At 46.6% G+C, this 15,322-nt stretch carries 17 protein-coding genes and 1 tRNA gene; 9 read left to right on the top strand and 9 right to left on the bottom strand.

Annotated elements, in window-relative coordinates:
- Positions 1–48 precede the first annotated feature (48 nt).
- On the bottom strand, positions 49–1,401 hold the full coding sequence (locus ACOMG9_RS01340; protein WP_494529672.1) for an aspartate/glutamate racemase family protein: 1,353 nt from the start codon (positions 1,399–1,401) through the stop codon (positions 49–51).
- A 241-nt stretch (positions 1,402–1,642) separates the two neighbouring features.
- On the opposite strand from ACOMG9_RS01340, the gene ACOMG9_RS01335 reads away from it, so the two are divergent.
- The 4 genes from ACOMG9_RS01335 to ACOMG9_RS01320 all read left to right on the top strand — a co-directional run bounded on the left by ACOMG9_RS01335 (position 1,643) and on the right by ACOMG9_RS01320 (position 6,647).
- Positions 1,643–2,245, top strand: a complete 603-nt coding sequence (locus ACOMG9_RS01335) for an outer membrane protein (protein ID WP_448215474.1) — start codon at positions 1,643–1,645, stop codon at positions 2,243–2,245.
- 420 nt (positions 2,246–2,665) lie between these two features.
- Entirely contained in the window at positions 2,666–4,591 is a 1,926-nt protein-coding gene (gene acs, locus ACOMG9_RS01330) for an acetate--CoA ligase (protein WP_448215473.1), read from the top strand.
- 155 nt (positions 4,592–4,746) lie between these two features.
- Positions 4,747–5,997: an AAA family ATPase gene (locus ACOMG9_RS01325; protein ID WP_494529671.1), complete on the top strand. Its 1,251-nt coding sequence runs from the start codon at positions 4,747–4,749 to the stop codon at positions 5,995–5,997.
- A gap of 11 nt (positions 5,998–6,008) precedes the next feature.
- On the top strand, positions 6,009–6,647 hold the full coding sequence (locus ACOMG9_RS01320) for a DUF4276 family protein (RefSeq protein WP_494529670.1): 639 nt from the start codon (positions 6,009–6,011) through the stop codon (positions 6,645–6,647).
- A 7-nt stretch (positions 6,648–6,654) separates the two neighbouring features.
- On the opposite strand, the gene ACOMG9_RS01315 is transcribed toward ACOMG9_RS01320, so the two are convergent.
- The 4 genes from ACOMG9_RS01315 to ACOMG9_RS01300 form a co-directional block, all read right to left on the bottom strand.
- Positions 6,655–7,104 (bottom strand): YaiI/YqxD family protein, encoded by a 450-nt coding sequence (locus ACOMG9_RS01315; RefSeq protein ID WP_422136559.1) that lies wholly within the window; start codon positions 7,102–7,104, stop codon positions 6,655–6,657.
- A gap of 74 nt (positions 7,105–7,178) precedes the next feature.
- The gene (locus tag ACOMG9_RS01310) at positions 7,179–8,555 is read right to left on the bottom strand and encodes a sodium-dependent transporter (protein ID WP_448215470.1); all 1,377 of its coding nucleotides are present in this window, start codon (positions 8,553–8,555) and stop codon (positions 7,179–7,181) included.
- A gap of 314 nt (positions 8,556–8,869) precedes the next feature.
- Positions 8,870–9,181, bottom strand: a complete 312-nt coding sequence (gene yciH / locus ACOMG9_RS01305) for a stress response translation initiation inhibitor YciH (protein WP_448215469.1) — start codon at positions 9,179–9,181, stop codon at positions 8,870–8,872.
- A gap of 489 nt (positions 9,182–9,670) precedes the next feature.
- On the bottom strand, positions 9,671–10,084 hold the full coding sequence (locus ACOMG9_RS01300) for a helix-turn-helix domain-containing protein (protein WP_448215468.1): 414 nt from the start codon (positions 10,082–10,084) through the stop codon (positions 9,671–9,673).
- Positions 10,085–10,181: 97 nt separating this feature from the next.
- On the opposite strand from ACOMG9_RS01300, the gene ACOMG9_RS01295 reads away from it, so the two are divergent.
- Positions 10,182–10,415, top strand: coding sequence for a transposase (locus tag ACOMG9_RS01295; RefSeq protein WP_448215467.1), 234 nt, complete (start codon positions 10,182–10,184; stop codon positions 10,413–10,415).
- Between the two features lie 126 nt (positions 10,416–10,541).
- On the opposite strand, the gene ACOMG9_RS01290 is transcribed toward ACOMG9_RS01295, so the two are convergent.
- A complete protein-coding gene (locus ACOMG9_RS01290; RefSeq protein WP_448215466.1) occupies positions 10,542–11,594 on the bottom strand; it encodes a DUF2333 family protein in 1,053 nt (350 codons plus the stop codon).
- A 463-nt stretch (positions 11,595–12,057) separates the two neighbouring features.
- Between ACOMG9_RS01290 and ACOMG9_RS01285 the strand changes: the two genes are divergently transcribed.
- Both ACOMG9_RS01285 and ACOMG9_RS01280 read left to right on the top strand, forming a co-directional pair.
- Positions 12,058–12,134 (top strand) — tRNA-Ile (locus ACOMG9_RS01285).
- A gap of 59 nt (positions 12,135–12,193) precedes the next feature.
- On the top strand, positions 12,194–12,394 hold the full coding sequence (locus ACOMG9_RS01280) for a beta-sandwich lipoprotein (RefSeq protein WP_448215465.1): 201 nt from the start codon (positions 12,194–12,196) through the stop codon (positions 12,392–12,394).
- A 106-nt stretch (positions 12,395–12,500) separates the two neighbouring features.
- Here ACOMG9_RS01280 and ACOMG9_RS01275 read toward each other — a convergent pair whose 3' ends face one another.
- The 3 genes from ACOMG9_RS01275 to ACOMG9_RS01265 all read right to left on the bottom strand — a co-directional run bounded on the left by ACOMG9_RS01275 (position 12,501) and on the right by ACOMG9_RS01265 (position 13,426).
- Positions 12,501–12,725, bottom strand: a complete 225-nt coding sequence (locus ACOMG9_RS01275) for a hypothetical protein (RefSeq protein WP_494529669.1) — start codon at positions 12,723–12,725, stop codon at positions 12,501–12,503.
- Positions 12,726–12,893: 168 nt separating this feature from the next.
- The gene (locus tag ACOMG9_RS01270; protein WP_422139671.1) at positions 12,894–13,088 is read right to left on the bottom strand and encodes a RelB antitoxin-like protein; all 195 of its coding nucleotides are present in this window, start codon (positions 13,086–13,088) and stop codon (positions 12,894–12,896) included.
- Positions 13,089–13,135: 47 nt separating this feature from the next.
- Positions 13,136–13,426 carry a hypothetical protein gene (locus ACOMG9_RS01265; RefSeq protein WP_494529668.1) on the bottom strand — a complete coding sequence of 97 codons (291 nt, stop codon included), beginning with the start codon at positions 13,424–13,426 and terminating at the stop codon, positions 13,136–13,138.
- Between the two features lie 14 nt (positions 13,427–13,440).
- Between ACOMG9_RS01265 and ACOMG9_RS01260 the strand changes: the two genes are divergently transcribed.
- Positions 13,441–14,016, top strand: a complete 576-nt coding sequence (locus ACOMG9_RS01260; protein ID WP_448215463.1) for an IS607 family transposase — start codon at positions 13,441–13,443, stop codon at positions 14,014–14,016.
- Positions 13,928–15,142 (top strand): RNA-guided endonuclease InsQ/TnpB family protein, encoded by a 1,215-nt coding sequence (locus ACOMG9_RS01255; RefSeq protein ID WP_448218595.1) that lies wholly within the window; start codon positions 13,928–13,930, stop codon positions 15,140–15,142. The genes ACOMG9_RS01260 and ACOMG9_RS01255 overlap by 89 nt, the downstream gene beginning before the upstream one ends.
- Positions 15,143–15,322 lie beyond the last annotated feature (180 nt).

Below are 15,322 nucleotides of genomic sequence, written 5' to 3'. Positions count from 1 at the left end.
ACAGTCTCCTGTGCTTCTGTCTCAATTCACATAATGCACATACTCTATTTATGCCTCAGTTTGTGCCTCAGTTAGCTTATCGGCGAATATTTCGGCGAATACGGCTTCCGTATTCACAAGGTTAACCGGTAACTCTGCTTCAAGTTCTTCCATTTTTTCTTTACCCAGAGCCATTGGTAGCTCTGTGCAACCTAACAGCACGTGCCCCACTACCCTGCCCGCCTTTCTCTCACTGTTGACGTATTGACGGATTATCGAAGACAGTTCCTCCTGCTTATCGCTCCCCCCCGTTCTCTTTGTATGATCTATCAGCTGTTGCAAAACTTTCTGGTCAGTTTGTGACAGGTTAATCGAATCTACCCCCTGCTGCCTGAGAGTCAGAGAATAAAGTTTGTTTTTATAAGCTTGTGTCGTTTCCAGAACCAATGTCGTCGTGTTTTTAGAGGGCACCTGATCTTTTGCAATTCTGCTCGCTATCTGATCCACCAGATGCAAAAGTGGCTTTATGCCCAGTTTTTTTAATGTGGAGCATTTGGCATGTGCCGCATTACTGGCTATTACGTAGCTCCGGTGCCGACGGGCTGCAAATGTTCGAATGTTATCTATGAAGCTGGAACCACTGGCGATCACTTCCCACAAGGTCCGGGGTGGTGGGCAGGAAAACAGGTTCATTACCAGATGATCTTTATCTCCTCCTTTTGTGAAAAAATCATCCAAAGCTCTGGTCACTATTTTGGCATCTGACAGCGGACCCATACCGCCAAGAACCCCCAGCTGGCTATGTTGGCAATTGTTTTTTCGAGCGGATTTACCAACGATATGAAGGTCGATGGTTGGCCTTTGGCTTTCCTTGGGGATGAGCTTTGCGATGGTTTGCTGTAGATCGTTGTAATAGCTTATCTGGTCAGGCTCTATTTCAAGACTGATCCGTTGTTGACAGTATTTTTTTCCTGGCTGAATACTGTGTTCGGCAATCACTCGCCGGGTCCAGTCATGCTCAGTTTCACTCTTTTGCGGCTTAGTGGACAACAGTTGCTGATCAACCTCTTGCAGGATTGCCGCCAGTTTCTCTCCTCGCTCTTTACTGCTTTGAAAAGCCAGCAACTGTGCCTTCTGGTCAACGCTAATGTATCCTTCTCTGGCCAGTTGGTTGATGCTAATGGATTGTTTGAGCTTGGTGCCATCAGGTTGAACGACCGTAATATTTCGATCTTTTATTAATCCAAAGGAAAATACCGTTCTCAATGCCTGAACGATATTTGAAGATTTTGCTTTTTCACCAAGGGATAGATATGGTGGCTTTACCAGAGCGGTTGTTGTGACGCTGCGTCCTTTGGTGTGGCCCCTGCTTGCCTTTGCTGAAGACTTTCTACTAACCTTTTCGACTGGGTTCGAAGGCATGCTTTTTTGAGAACCAATTTTCATGCTGCCTTGTGTCCCGGCTTATTTTCTCCTGTAATTTTCTCGGCTTGAAGGGAATTATCTTTATCAGAAACGATGAGGTACTCAACCATACGAAATCATATTTTCTGACTTATTGTTCAGGCACTCTGACTGCGTTGCAATGTAAAAAAACCACACTGAGATTCAGGTAGCACATACTTATGGCGGTGTTTAGTCAACAACACTGAGGAAGGTAATTATGAGAATAATCATGATAGCTATAGCCCTGACCTTTGCAGGTTCTGCGCTTGCATCTGAAGAGGGTTTCTATATTGGCGCTAAAGCTGGCTATGAATCAATCAACAGTAAGATGGAGTACGGATCACTGAAGATTGATTCTTTTGGTAATCAGGGGAGTATCTATGGTGCTTTTGTCGGTTATAACTTCCCTATTGACCGTGCTATGTATGTGGGACTGGAAGCTGAATATAACCACCACACAACCAAGGCTGAGTATAAGTTGAGTTCCTTTGAAGAAGAGGTCCGGTTTAAAGATGAATATGGTGCAAGCCTGATTATAGGCCACGCTTACACTGAGAGTGTAAACGTCTATGGTCGTTTCGGAATGAGTAAATTAAAGTCAGAAGCTAAAACCTCTCACGGGAATAAAGGGGATGACAAGGTTAGCGGCTGGCATGGTGGCTTCGGTGTCGAATTTAAAAATGAAGCCGGTCTCCCCCTGTCACTCAGGGCTGAATACCGATATAGCCAGTTCGATGATATTGATTATGACTATGGAGCTGAAGTAGAAAACAAACCTGAAGCGCATTCGATGTCTCTCAGTGCCATCTATAGTTTCTGACAGTTTCTGAATAAACAAACAACCGAAAACCAGACAAGCCGACTGTAAGTTAATGTTGCAGCTTGATCATTTTCAGGACTCTGAAAAAGACGATAGGATCCCTGGACGCTGCATTTAACGGAAAGGGCGAAATTCTCTGTCCATAACCTCTCATCGGAAGCGTAGCGACGGGGTCGCCCGGGCCTTTGGAGGTCTGGATGGAGAATTTCCCGAGTTTAGTTAAAAAGTGGCCCAACATGCTCATCTACTTCCTGTAACTTACGCTTTTTACTACTTTTGCGAAACCCTATTCAGGTAGGGGAGGATGTCAGTCGCTTGCCCCTTTCAAGGAGATGGTCAAAAAAGCCAGGATATAATGCCCGCAAACGCACTCACTTCTATACTGGGTTAACTTTATAAAAACGAGGCAGGTGAGAGGCCATGACCCAGGCAACGATCTACCCGGTTTCCGAGGCTTTTCAAGACTCGTGGATGAGCGAAGAAAAATATCAGGCGCTCTATCACTATTCTCTGGAGAATCCGGAAGCGTTCTGGGGTAAAAAGGCTGAACGCTATCTGGACTGGTATCGCCCCTGGGATGCCATTTATGAAGGCGACTTCAACAGCTGTGAAGTGAGCTGGTTTAAAGGTGGACAGCTGAATGCCAGCGTCAACTGTATAGACAGACACCTGGAAAATCGCGCCGACCGGGTAGCCATTATCTGGGAAGGTGATACGCCTGAGCTGCAGCGTAAAATTACCTATCAGGAGATTCATGATGAGGTCTGCAGGCTGGCCAACGGCTTGAAGGCGCGAGGTGTCAACCGGGGGGACAGAGTTTGCATCTATATGCCCATGGTTCCTGAGGCCGTTTATGCCATGCTTGCCTGTGCACGCATTGGCGCTGTCCACTCCGTAGTCTTTGGCGGTTTCTCTTCAAACTCCCTCCGTGACCGTATTCTCGACTGTGGCTGCCGGGCAGTGATCACTGCTGATGAGGGCGTTCGGGGAGGGAAACATATCCCTCTCAAAAAGAATACCGATGAAGCTCTGGAAGAATGTCCTGATGTCACTACTGTAGTGGTTTATGAGAGAACCGGAGCGACGATTGAATGGCAGGAAGGACGCGACATTTCTTATCAGGAGCTGACAACAGGCCAGCCCGTTACCTGTGAACCTGAGATCATGGAATCTGAAGATCCCCTCTTTATTCTTTATACTTCCGGCTCCACCGGAAAACCTAAAGGTGTCCTCCACAGCACAGCGGGTTATCTGCTTCATACTACGGTCACATTTCACTATGTTTTTGATTACCACGAAGGTGACATTTTCTGGTGTGGTGCTGATGTAGGCTGGATTACCGGCCACTCCTATATTGCCTATGGTCCTTTATCCAACGGTGCCACTATGGTCATGTATGAGGGTGTCCCCTTTTGGCCCGATGCTTCAAGAATCTGGGAAATTGTAGATCGCCACCGGGTGAATACACTCTATATAGCGCCCACCGCAATCCGGGCTCTGATGGCCAAGGGGGATGAATACGTTAAACGAACTTCACGAGCCAGTCTTAAAATTCTGGGAACCGTGGGCGAACCCATTAATCCGGAAGCCTGGCACTGGTACTACCAGGTCGTGGGGGAAGAACGCTGCCCCATTATTGATTCCTGGTGGCAAACAGAAACGGGTGGCATGATGATTACACCTTTGCCGGGAGCCACCGCATTAAAACCCGGGTATGCAACACGGCCTTTCCTGGGCATCCGTACTGCCATTCTGGATAATGAGGGTAACGAGGTTGTCGGACCTGGTCAGGGGAGTCTGGTGATCACCGGTTCCTGGCCGGGCCAGATCAGAACCGTCTATGGCAATCATCAGCGAGCAATTGACACTTACTTCAGCCAGTATCCGGGTTATTACTTCACGGGAGACGGAGCCCGCAGGGATGAAAATGGCTATTACCAGATCACAGGCAGAATGGATGATGTAATTAATGTTGCGGGTCACCGACTGGGCACGGCAGAAGTAGAAAGCGCCCTGGTATTGCATAAGGCGATTGCAGAAGCAGCCGTAGTGGGGGTTCCTCACCCAGTGAAGGGTGAAACTGTTTATGCCTTCATGACACCCATGGACGGTATTGAAATCAACGATGACTTGATGGAGGAACTTTCAAATCTGGTAGCCAGTGAAATCGGCTCATTCGCTCGCCCGGAGATACTTCACCCATGCCCTGCCCTGCCCAAGACCCGCTCTGGCAAAATCATGCGACGCATCTTGCGTAAACTGGCCCAGGGCGAGAAAGATAATCTGGGTGACTTGAGTACACTGGCTGATCCGGCGGTGGTCAAGCAGCTGTTGAGTGCCACTTGAAAGCTGTGTTTCAACACTCCCTTTTGATCGAATTAGTTTGTTTCTGAAGGGAGGCTTGAACTAGACATAGTTTTAATTTCATAGAACTATATTTGTATTTCTATTCATGTAGGATTCCAAAAAAAATGTCTCACTACAGTTAGAGTTCATGGACTATGGCACTTATTGAAGGTATTAAAATCCGTAACTTCAGATCATTACGAGATGTGACTCTTGGAAAAACCTGGCAGGATAGACAACGAAAGTCACTTACCCCTCTGACAGTCGTAGTAGGCAAGAATGGCGTTGGAAAAAGCTCTTTGTTCGATGCTTTTGGTTTTCTTGCAGATTGCCTGAAATTCGGCGTTGATGAGGCATGTCATAGAAATGGACGAGGTGGATTTGAACGCCTCAGGTCAGGAGGATCGGATAATAACATCGAGTTTGAAATCTACTATAGAGAATCCTCAAACGAACGCCCTATCACGTATGAATTATCTATTGGTACTGATCGTCATGGAAGACCTATAGTTGCCAGCGAGCGACTCAGACAAAGACGCAGAGGCCAAAAAACAGGCTGGCCATTCTCTTTTCTGGAGCTGAATAATGGGTCTGGTAAGGTTTGGTCTGGAGCGGCTCTTGCCGAGAGTGAAAAGCCTGACGACTATCTAAAAGAAGAAACCAATGAAACCCAACAAATAAACCTTGAAGGAACCCACAGGCTTGGTATAGCCACGCTTGGAAACCTGAAGGATCATCCAAGAATTGCGAAATTCAGAAAATTTATAGAAAGTTGGTATTTATCTTATTTTACACCTGACACTGCCAGGGATATTCCCAGAGCTGGACCTCAAAAACACCTGAATCGTATTGGTGATAATCTTGGTAATTTCGTGCAATACATGCAACGAGAGCATCCCAAAAAGTTCAAAAATGTACTCAATGAAATTGCTGATAAGATACCAGGCATAACGAATATTGATACTGAGCCTTCTCCAGATGGTCGATTACTGCTCCGATTCTGGAGCGAAGGTTTTGACACTCCTTTTTATGCACAACAGGTTTCTGATGGTTCACTAAAGCTTTTTGCTTACATGTTACTGCTGGAAGATCCAGACCCTGCTCCATTTATCTGTATAGAAGAACCAGAAGATGGACTATACCATAAACTTTTAGACACTTTGGTAGATGAGTTCAGGGCGAGTGCAAGTGGCAAAAAAGGTGACTCACAGCTGTTTGTAACAACTCATCAGCCGTATCTTGTTGATTCACTGATGCCTGAAGAAGTCTGGATTCTTGAAAAGCAACATGATGGTTTTTCAACTTTAACTCGAGCTTCCAACTATCCCGAAGTGGTTGCAATGATCGAGGAGGGGATACCCCTTGGCAGCCTCTGGTACAGCGATCATATCGATAGTCGTTTGTAAGGAAGCCAAGCATGCATTTTGAAATTCTGGTTGAAGGTCAAGCTGAGCTAACAGACTTGTCGATTATTATGCCTAAAATTGTCGGAAAGTATGAACAACCAAATACTTGGAGAATTCATAAGCACAGGGGTATTGGAAAACTCCCTGAAAACCCACTCCAGCGTCCAGACCCGAGAAATACAACACTGTTACACCAACTGCCCGCAAAACTACGGGCATATTCCAAAGCACCCAATGAAGATAGAGCTGTAGTTGTTCTTCTGGATCTTGATGACAAAAATCAAGCAGCTATTTCTGAAGAATTGAACAGCTTACTGGCCTGGTGTGAAAATAACTTCACTGCTGACTTTGAATTTGCAGTTGAGGAACTGGAAGCCTGGTACCTCGGTGACCGCCAAGCATTATTGGCTTTTAATTCAAACATACGCAAATCTGTTTTAGAACAGTACGTCCAGGATAGTATTTGTGGCACATGGGAAATGCTTGCAAGGGCCGATGAACCTTCCATCCTGAGCCAGAAGAAAAGAGGACCACACTCTCTGGATAAAAAGAAAGAATGGTCCAAAAAGATCCCACCGCATATGGATATTGATAAAAATCAATCTCCCAGCTTCCAGAATTTTGTCAAATGCCTTCGAGCAAATTTATGATGAACGCTCAGCGCTGAACCTTTGCCAGCCACTTATCCAGCTGGTTGGCAAACTGCTGGCGATCACTCTGGCTCAGTGCCGGAGGCCCGCCGGATTCAATACCACTGGCGCGAAGTGTATCCATGAAGTCACGCATGTTCAGCCTTGCCCGAATATTGTCTTCTGTGAACAGTTCACCGCGAGGACTCAACGCAGCAGCACCTTTTTCAATCACTTCGGCGGCCAGAGGAATATCGCTGGTGATAACCAGGTCTCCGGACTCGGCTCTTTTAACAATCTCATTGTCTGCCACATCAAAGCCGGAGGCGACCTGCAGGGATTTTATAAAGCGTGACCCCGGAACCCTGAGTGGCTGGTTGGCCACCAGAGTCAGTGGGGTTTCGGTTCGGTCGGCGGCTCTGAATAGTATTTCCTTGATCACCACCGGGCAGGCATCGGCATCAACCCAAATTTTCATTCTGTGAGAAAGCTCTTAACCCGGAAATCAGGAACCTGTACTTAATACCATTTCGGTCTGAATTCCGGTTATCATCAAAAAGTAAAAAAGATCAGGACCATCACCATGAACGGGCAGAAAAACCGGATGTACCAGGGCCAGATCTTCCAGAAAAGACTGTGCTCAATATCCGGATATCCTTTCTGCAGTTCTTTCAGTTTTTGATCTCTGGACCATATCCAGGCCGCATAGATACAGACGACCAGGCTTAACAGAGGCATAGCATAGCGGGTTGTCAGGTTGACCACAAAGTCAAAGAGCACATCAAACCAGATCATCACGCAGACACTAACCCCGAAAGTAATCAGCGAGATCAGCCAGGAGCTGGCAGTCCTGCGGACATGAAGTCGTCTCTGAAAAACCGCTACCGGTACTTCCAGAATCGAAACTGCTGAGGTCAAAGCGGTAATGGTTAATAAAAGAAAGAAGGCCAGGGAAAGCAAAATACCCGGTGAACCAAACTGAAGAAAGAGCTGTGGCAAAACATCAAACACCAGCTTGTCGGCGCTTTTCAGAGCACCCTCTGCGGTGTAGATATCAATTCCGTGATTCAGCGCAACAAACATACCCGGAATAATCAGCAAACCGGCCATCACTGCGACCAGCGTATCAGTGACGGCAACACTGGCAGCCATCACCGGAATATTACAATCGCGGGTCAGGTAGGCACCATAAACCACCATGATGCCTACCCCCAGAGACATGGAGAAAAATGACTGACCCAGGGCACTGATCAGAAGATCCTTATTCAGCAATTTGGAAAAATCAGGCAGCACAAAATACCGAAGACCTTTCAGGGCTCCTTCCTGTGTCATGGTAAAGCCGATCAGTAGCAGAATCAGCAGCACCAGCATTGGCATCAGACGGCTACACCATTTCTCAATGCCATCAGCAACACCGCCGGAGACAATGGCCGCTACTATGACCATGAATGCACCGGCCGCTATCATGGTGGGCAAAGGATTAAATGAAGTCAGTGAAGTGGCCAGACTGTCCAGACCCAGAGCCACCGCTATGGGAGCCAGACCAAAACAGATGATCCAGCCGGAAATGATGGCGTAAAAGGTATAGATCAGCAGGACTGTGACTGTTGAAACCCAGCCAGTCAGCTTACCCAGAAGCTTGAAAAAAGATCTGTTGCTGACACTTGCGAGGGTACTAACCGGGTCTGAGCGACCATAACGGCCAATTACCAGTTCAGCTACCAGCATCGGCCAGGCAAGGAGGAAAGAGAAACAAAGGTAGATTAGAACGAAGGCAGCACCACCATTGTCGGCAGTCTGGGCAGGGAATCCCCAAATATTGCCTATACCTACAGCGGAGCCCACAGCCGCAAGATAGAAACCCAGTCTGGATGTAAACTGTGGAGCATTCTCCGGAGTCTGTTCGTACGCAGTGTTTTCATGGTCCATTCAAGTGTACCTTTTTATGCCATGAAAAATAATGTCCTTCACTCATGGCTATTTGTACCGAGAAAATCTCATCCATCCGGGATGAAAAATTTTCCTTACAAAAACTTCCTTATTCGTTGTATCTCCCCGGAGCACTGCATGAACTTAGTACACATGTACAACATAAAGCCCGAAGACCGAGTCTATATCTCAAAGAAAACATTTATCCAGTGTATACAAAACAAACAGATTGAGAGAATTATTTTTTAATTCTCCAAAAAAAGGCGCTTTCAGGAAAAAAAAGAGCGTTTTTTTCCGTGAAGTTTTTGTCGAAGTTAACCGCCAGATCGCTTGGCATCGTAGCCAGCTTTCTTGAGCACATCGACCATGACATCCACATGATCTCCCTGCAGCTCGATATTGCCGTCTTTTACAGAACCACCACCGCCACAGCGCTTTTTCAATGTTTTGGCGTAAGCCTTGAGGTCATTACCCGCAAGAGGCAAGCCACTGATCACAGTGACCACTTTACCGCCACGACCTTTCTTTTCAGGGCGGACACGGACGTTGCCATCACCCACTTCTTCCTTGGGTTTTTCTTCCTTGATGCGACCCTTATCGGTCGAATAAACCAGTTTGCTGCTCATTCTTCACCTCAATCTCTTTTCAGCCAGCCTTTTTCCGTGACTTGCTCAATCTCACCAGAAAGAGCAAAAAGCCCATCACTTTCAGAGGCTGTCGCAAAAATATAGCTGCCATGCTTTTCGGCTCTGTCGGTCCCAGCGCAAAAAACCATAGGCTATCTCAAGTTGCAGAGCCCGGTTTTCAGGATGATAAAATTCCCACGCGGAATGAAGGAAAGAGCGGTTGCAGTTTTGCGACACCCTCGAAAGGACAGCGAGGGTGTCAGATGAATCGTTTTGGTTGAAGTCCTGCCTCACTGTAGCCATCAAAGTAACCCGTAAACTGATTAACCAGGCCAAAGATATGCAGGTCCTCTTCAGGCTTGTCGGGTGAAGACTTTGTCAGTATCGACGTAAAGCCTAGATTAGTCGATAACACCGATTTCTCGCTTTGTGTGTTCAGCGCCTTTGCACCCGTCAAATAGGCTACACAGCCTTCACCAAGAATATTACTCAACAATGAAAAACAATTCTCGATCCACTCCAGTTTGGCGGGTGCCTCATATACCATGCCGACTTCATGAAGCATGGCTTTTCAAACTGGACTTCCTTGATTTTCCCGGCTTTGAGTTTTGCCAGATCGTCAAAGTGACGTTTCCATGCCGCACCAAGATCATTCACTTTTTGCTGCAAGGCAACGGCATTTCCCTGAGTAAGAAAGCTCGTTTCTTCATCTTTTTTCCATACTGGAAGCCACTTGTGCATGGTATAAGATGACGGAATTTTTTCGCCAGACTTCCACTTTTCATTGCAGATGCTCAATGCTTTATTCCAGACAAAGCGAGCTGTGCCACAAAGCTGCATGAGTCTTACATGCTGCTCTGGTGTTGCCTCCAGTCTGAATTTATATGCCTTGAGAATCTTCATTGATGCAATCAGTGCATTAATCTTTAATGCTTAAATTAGAGGGCATAAAATGGAATATCAAGCATTAGTATGCAAGAAATAAAGAAAGGCCGACACAGTGCTTATACTTTGCACTGCCACATTGTTTTATTCACCCAACACGCCAGCCATTGCGAAACTAATAAACAGTCTGAAAGCTGTTTCATCCAGACGATTAAGGCAGGAGTTTTGTGATATTGCAGGTGCGTACCGAAAGCCGGTTTTGTGGTCAAGATCGTACTTTGCTGGGGGCTGCGGCGGAGGCCCTCTGGAGGTAATTAAACAATACATAGAGAACCAGAATCAGCCCTAAGGGGCTGAATGAAATTCACCTCCCGCCTAGCTCGGCGGGAGCACTCTTTCAAGCGTAGGTAGCATTTTTAGCCGCTTTGCGGCTTCAGGAAAAGTTAAAAAACAGAACTAACAATTCACAGTGCATCTACCCCTGCTCAAGCAGTCGGCGCAAATCGATAATGCCGGCATTGGCGCGAGAGATATAATTGGCCATGACCAGTGAATGGTTGGCCAATATGCCAAATCCGCTACCGTTAAGAATGAATGGACTCCAGACTGTTTCCTGAGTAGCTTCCAGTTCCCGAATAATTTGCTTCAGGCTGATCGTAGCGTTCTTTTTTTCCAGTACATCGGCAAAGTCGACCTCTATCGCCTTCATTAGATGAATCAGTGCCCAGGAAGAACCACGGGCTTCGTAGAAAACATCATCGATTTTGGTCCAGGGCGTTTTCACTTCCACCAGCGTCTCTGCTTCTGTGGACTGGGAAGCTTCCGCATCCCCTGCCAGATCAGTATTAATACGCGGTTTGCCGACACTGGCACTGAGTCTTTGAGAAAGACTGCCCAGACGGGTTTCAACATCGGTCAGCCAGCGGGTCAGGTTATCGGCACGGGCGTAGAACTGGGCGGGATCCTGCTTATCGGGCAGTCGACGCATATAATTGCCCAGCTTATCGATACCACGCTGGTATTCTTTTTCACTGGAAGGAAGAATCCAACTCCTGGAATCAAAGTTAAACTGAGGCTCGGCAATGGCAAGATCGCGATCTTCCTGAGACTGGGACTGCGAACGACTCATATCTTTACGAAGAGAGCGCGCCATATCACGCACCTGAACCAACACACCCAGCTCCCAGCTTGGCATATTATCCATAAACACACCGGGAGGACCGATATCATTTCGGATATAGCCACCGGATTTGCTCAGCAGCGTGTCAGCAATACGATAAAGCGTAGCCGTAGTCGTGTAACCCACCACAACTTCCTGGTCATTGGCCTGTGCCATCTGCTCAGTATTGGCTTTTACTGAAAAACTATCCGGTTCAATACTCCAGTAAATACCTAAAGCAGTCAGGCCAATTATCAGGACACCAACAGCAACAGCAATCATTTTGGCCCCAGGTATACCACCACTCAGGGTGCTCGTGAGACCCTCAGTTACTGAAGACAGACGCTCTTTTATCTTTTCCAGAGCCATAGATTCCTCATTGCTCCAATCTGAATCCTGTTCATTATCCTCTATTCAGGGCGGGTATTAAAGACGCAGTCATTGCACTATGTGAATGACCGCTTGGCAAAACGCCGTGAGCCCTCGCCCAATACGAGGCTATCGCAAAATTGCTGCGCTTTGCTGATAGGGCGGGAAAATGCCCCTGCCACAATCCTTCATGACCTGCCGGACTTCCATCCAACAGAGGCACGGCTTTTATTTCGACAAGACACAGCAGGCGCTGACAAAAAAGCAGGTGCCAACGATGCTTCTTTTACACTTCAAGACCTGTTAAAGAACCTTTTTTGATCGATAAAAGCTTTATTAAAATCAGAGGGTTGGCGAGAGCGCCCTGATATGCTTATAATTCACCTCCACTAAGAACCAAGCCCTGAAGTCTTGTGCGTTATACGCTACCAACAGGAAAGATTACGGGGTTGGTGTCAAAATGGGGCCTTTAGCTCAGTTGGTTAGAGCATCCGACTCATAATCGGCAGGTCCTGGGTTCGAGTCCCGGAAGGCCCACCAGATACAGCAAAGCCCGTAGCGTCAGTGAACACTACGGGCTTTTTTGTGTCTCGTTTATTGTGCCTAGTAAGACGGGTCCCAATGAATTTAAAAAGCACTTCTTGGGGTTGTCCGATAATGTCACATACTTTGCTGAACAGATGGACGGTGTTGGTGTGAGTGTTTATCACAACCGAATCATCTGGAAGCCACAAAGTATCATGCCGAATATTGATATTAACGGTTCTACTGATGACCTGATGGAGAGTATGACAAAGTAGACATATAACCCGAAGAGCTGACGGGCAGCGTAGCTGTCTCCGTCAAGCGAGTTGCCAGGCGGCGTGGCTATTTCCGAAGGTGGTTTGCGATGATGGCGAGAGTTTCTTATATTTTGTCAAAATGTTTGCAGTTCTCAGACTGGTAAGCCTCGATCTTGTGGTCTTGCTGATCAAAACGTTTTTCTACCTGAGCGAACATGAGCCGGTTCTTTCGATGATTTTCCAGCACAATCTTCTGTGTTTCCCCGGTAATCTGGACGAAGCGGTGTACAGCGTTATCCAGTGATTCAAAATGGGATTCAAGTCTCTCTACACGATGTTCCAGTGACACACTGCGTACCCTTATCATTTGCTGTAGAAGCAGTCAGAATAGCAGGCATTGTGAGAGGGCCGCCAAGGTATTGCACAGTGAAAAGTGTGAACTGGTTTATCAATCTCTGGATGTCCTTTTCATTTGCTTACTCCACCTTAACCAACAACGCCTCCCGCTCTTCCCGACTCATAGCTTGCCGTCTGCCTTCAGTGACTTGATAAGCTCATCATGGGATACGGTTTCCTCGCACCGGTGCTCTGCCACTGTCGCAAGATCTTCAAGGTCTTCTAACAGCTCCTGATATTGATCCACAGGCAAAACGACTGATACCCGGTTTCCCTCGTCATCGGTTATGTATTGCGGCTTTTGTTGTGCTGGCATGGTTTTATTTCCGATTTAGACCTACCTTTTTTACGTATTTCCTATTTTTAAGTACTGCTGTTGGCCTGTCGGTAAGCCTCAACAATACCGCTATTCCTTTTCTCAAATAGCAAAACTCCATCATCGCGACTCCATACCTGTTCACTAAGCCGGTATTTAATGCTCTTCACTTGAGTTGGGGCTAGTTTTGCCATTAAAACCATCTTTGGATGTTGCGCCCTCTTTGCACCTTCTATTACCCCCCTTTCTGTCGGACTTGAGCGGAAAACAATAGTACAGTCAAATAAAATTGCAACAATCGCAAAATCAATTACGCCAGACACAAGATAAATCGTCAAAAGGTGAATTTATCTTGTGGGGTTCAACTACAAAGCTAGCCATGATTGAAGGCGTAACCAGCCAAACTATGAGGCGCAAGATCGAAAGCGGTCACTACGAAAAAGTGAAGCAAACCAGTGGTGGTCACTTCCGCATATTCATTAACCGGCAGAGGAAGATATGCTATACAAGAGTGAGTTCTGGAAAGCAAAAATCCAGCATCGACACGCAAAAGCGTATCTTACTCAAAGAGCACCCTGATGCAGAATTTATCAGCGACATTGCCAGTGCTTTCAACTTTAAGCGAAAAGGACTGCAAACCATTCTGGAATCAGCGGTGCGCGGAAATCCAACCCATATTGTGGTTGCCACAAAAGATCGCCTTGCCCGATCAGGGTTTGGACTCATCAAATGGCTTGTTGAATTATCGGGAGGACACATCGAGGTTTTGGATGACCCGGATAACGCCAGTGAGTCATTCGACACCCAAGAGCTTATCGGTTTCATTACCTCATTCTGCAATAACCACTACGGGAAGCAATCTGCTAAAAGACGCAAAGGACGCAAAGAGAGTAGCGTCAAAAAAGATCAGGTTTTACCCAGAGAATAAGCAAGCCTATCACGATGCCCTGATACTCTATCGCAGGTCGTACAACCTTGCTGTTGAGCGTTTCCGTAACGATGACTATAAAGATGCCAGCGGAAAATTCATCAACATGCGACCCGCCATTAAAGCTCAAGTGGAGCAGGAGCAAAAAGAAAGTGGCAGGGCTTATAACTCGCTTGTTTCTGATAATGGAACACTGGCGGCAGCGGTTACATTCAAAGCGATCTGCAAGCACAACAAGAAGCTCAAGGGAACTAAAGAGGGCTTTGCAGAAATCAGTTTCAAAAGCCGCAAAGGTAGCAGGCACTCATTCTCTATTGATCGTTTCCCAAAGGGATTAAATCCCTGCATACAGGCTCTTGGCAAGATTCACCTGACAGAAGATGTGCCAGCAGAAGCGATTGGCAAGTCTTGTGTCATAACCTACGACAAAGGTCGCTGGTTCATTCAGGTTCAACAACATATTGAGCTAAATCCCGAAATCCAAGGGAAGGTTAGATGCGTTGGAGTTGACCCCGGAGTTCGCACCTTTGCCACTTGCTACAGCGAAAAAGAGGCGTTGATAGCGGGTAATAACGTTGCAAAAACAAAGCTGTTCCCACTGATGAAGCAAGTGGACAGCTTGATCAGTCAAAAGCAAAAAATCCTGAACACGCAGAAGGGCGTTGAGTTCCCCGATATGCCCCAGTGGGCAAGAGATCGGATTATTCATTTCAACAGGGAAATTGACCGGCTGAAATGCAAAAAGGATGACATTGTTCTTGATCTGCATAACCGGCTGGCGTTCGAGTTGGTGTCGAACTACGACGTTGTATTTTTGCCAACCTTTGAGACAAGAGGTATGGTCACACGCAAAGATAAGAAGGTTCGCACCATTCGCCGTAACACCTGCCGCCAGATGCTTGACCTCAATCACTACCAATTCAAAATTCGGCTTAAGTGGTACGCAAAAAAGTATGGAAAGCATGTAGTTTATTGCAACGAAGCCTATACATCCAAGACTCGATCATGGAACGGGACCATTGACGAAAAATTAGGTTCTTCCAAGGTTATTAAGGGTGAGGGCTTCACCGTTGATCGTGATATCAACGGTGCCAGAAATGTCTTTCTTAAGTGTTTGACAAGGTAGCTTGAACCTTAGCCATAACAGCGAGTGTTGCGCTCGTTGCGGTTTTAATCAAGAGCTTGGAAGCTTATGGAAATAATAAGTCCAGTAAACAAGAGGTTATAAGCAAGATAAGGGATCATTTGGAATGATACGAAAGCACAAATTGAAAGACACATACTCGGCAGGTCCCGGGCTCAAGTC

The organism is Endozoicomonas sp. PH6C (genome assembly GCF_059322965.1).
The sequence above is the reverse complement of the archived record's forward strand: the minus strand, read 5'-3'. Positions and strand labels throughout refer to the sequence as shown.

What these genes read in the sequence shown, in the direction of transcription:
- ACOMG9_RS01340 (WP_494529672.1), bottom strand. Translation starts at nt 1,401, where the DNA reads ATGCCTTCGAACCCAGTCGAAAAGGTTAGTAGAAAGTCTTCAGCAAAG.
- ACOMG9_RS01335 (WP_448215474.1), top strand. Translation starts at nt 1,643, where the DNA reads ATGAGAATAATCATGATAGCTATAGCCCTGACCTTTGCAGGTTCTGCG.
- acs (WP_448215473.1), top strand. Translation starts at nt 2,666, where the DNA reads ATGACCCAGGCAACGATCTACCCGGTTTCCGAGGCTTTTCAAGACTCG.
- ACOMG9_RS01325 (WP_494529671.1), top strand. Translation starts at nt 4,747, where the DNA reads ATGGCACTTATTGAAGGTATTAAAATCCGTAACTTCAGATCATTACGA.
- ACOMG9_RS01320 (WP_494529670.1), top strand. Translation starts at nt 6,009, where the DNA reads ATGCATTTTGAAATTCTGGTTGAAGGTCAAGCTGAGCTAACAGACTTG.
- ACOMG9_RS01315 (WP_422136559.1), bottom strand. Translation starts at nt 7,104, where the DNA reads ATGAAAATTTGGGTTGATGCCGATGCCTGCCCGGTGGTGATCAAGGAA.
- ACOMG9_RS01310 (WP_448215470.1), bottom strand. Translation starts at nt 8,555, where the DNA reads ATGGACCATGAAAACACTGCGTACGAACAGACTCCGGAGAATGCTCCA.
- yciH (WP_448215469.1), bottom strand. Translation starts at nt 9,181, where the DNA reads ATGAGCAGCAAACTGGTTTATTCGACCGATAAGGGTCGCATCAAGGAA.
- ACOMG9_RS01300 (WP_448215468.1), bottom strand. Translation starts at nt 10,084, where the DNA reads ATGAAGATTCTCAAGGCATATAAATTCAGACTGGAGGCAACACCAGAG.
- ACOMG9_RS01290 (WP_448215466.1), bottom strand. Translation starts at nt 11,594, where the DNA reads ATGGCTCTGGAAAAGATAAAAGAGCGTCTGTCTTCAGTAACTGAGGGT.
- ACOMG9_RS01270 (WP_422139671.1), bottom strand. Translation starts at nt 13,088, where the DNA reads ATGCCAGCACAACAAAAGCCGCAATACATAACCGATGACGAGGGAAAC.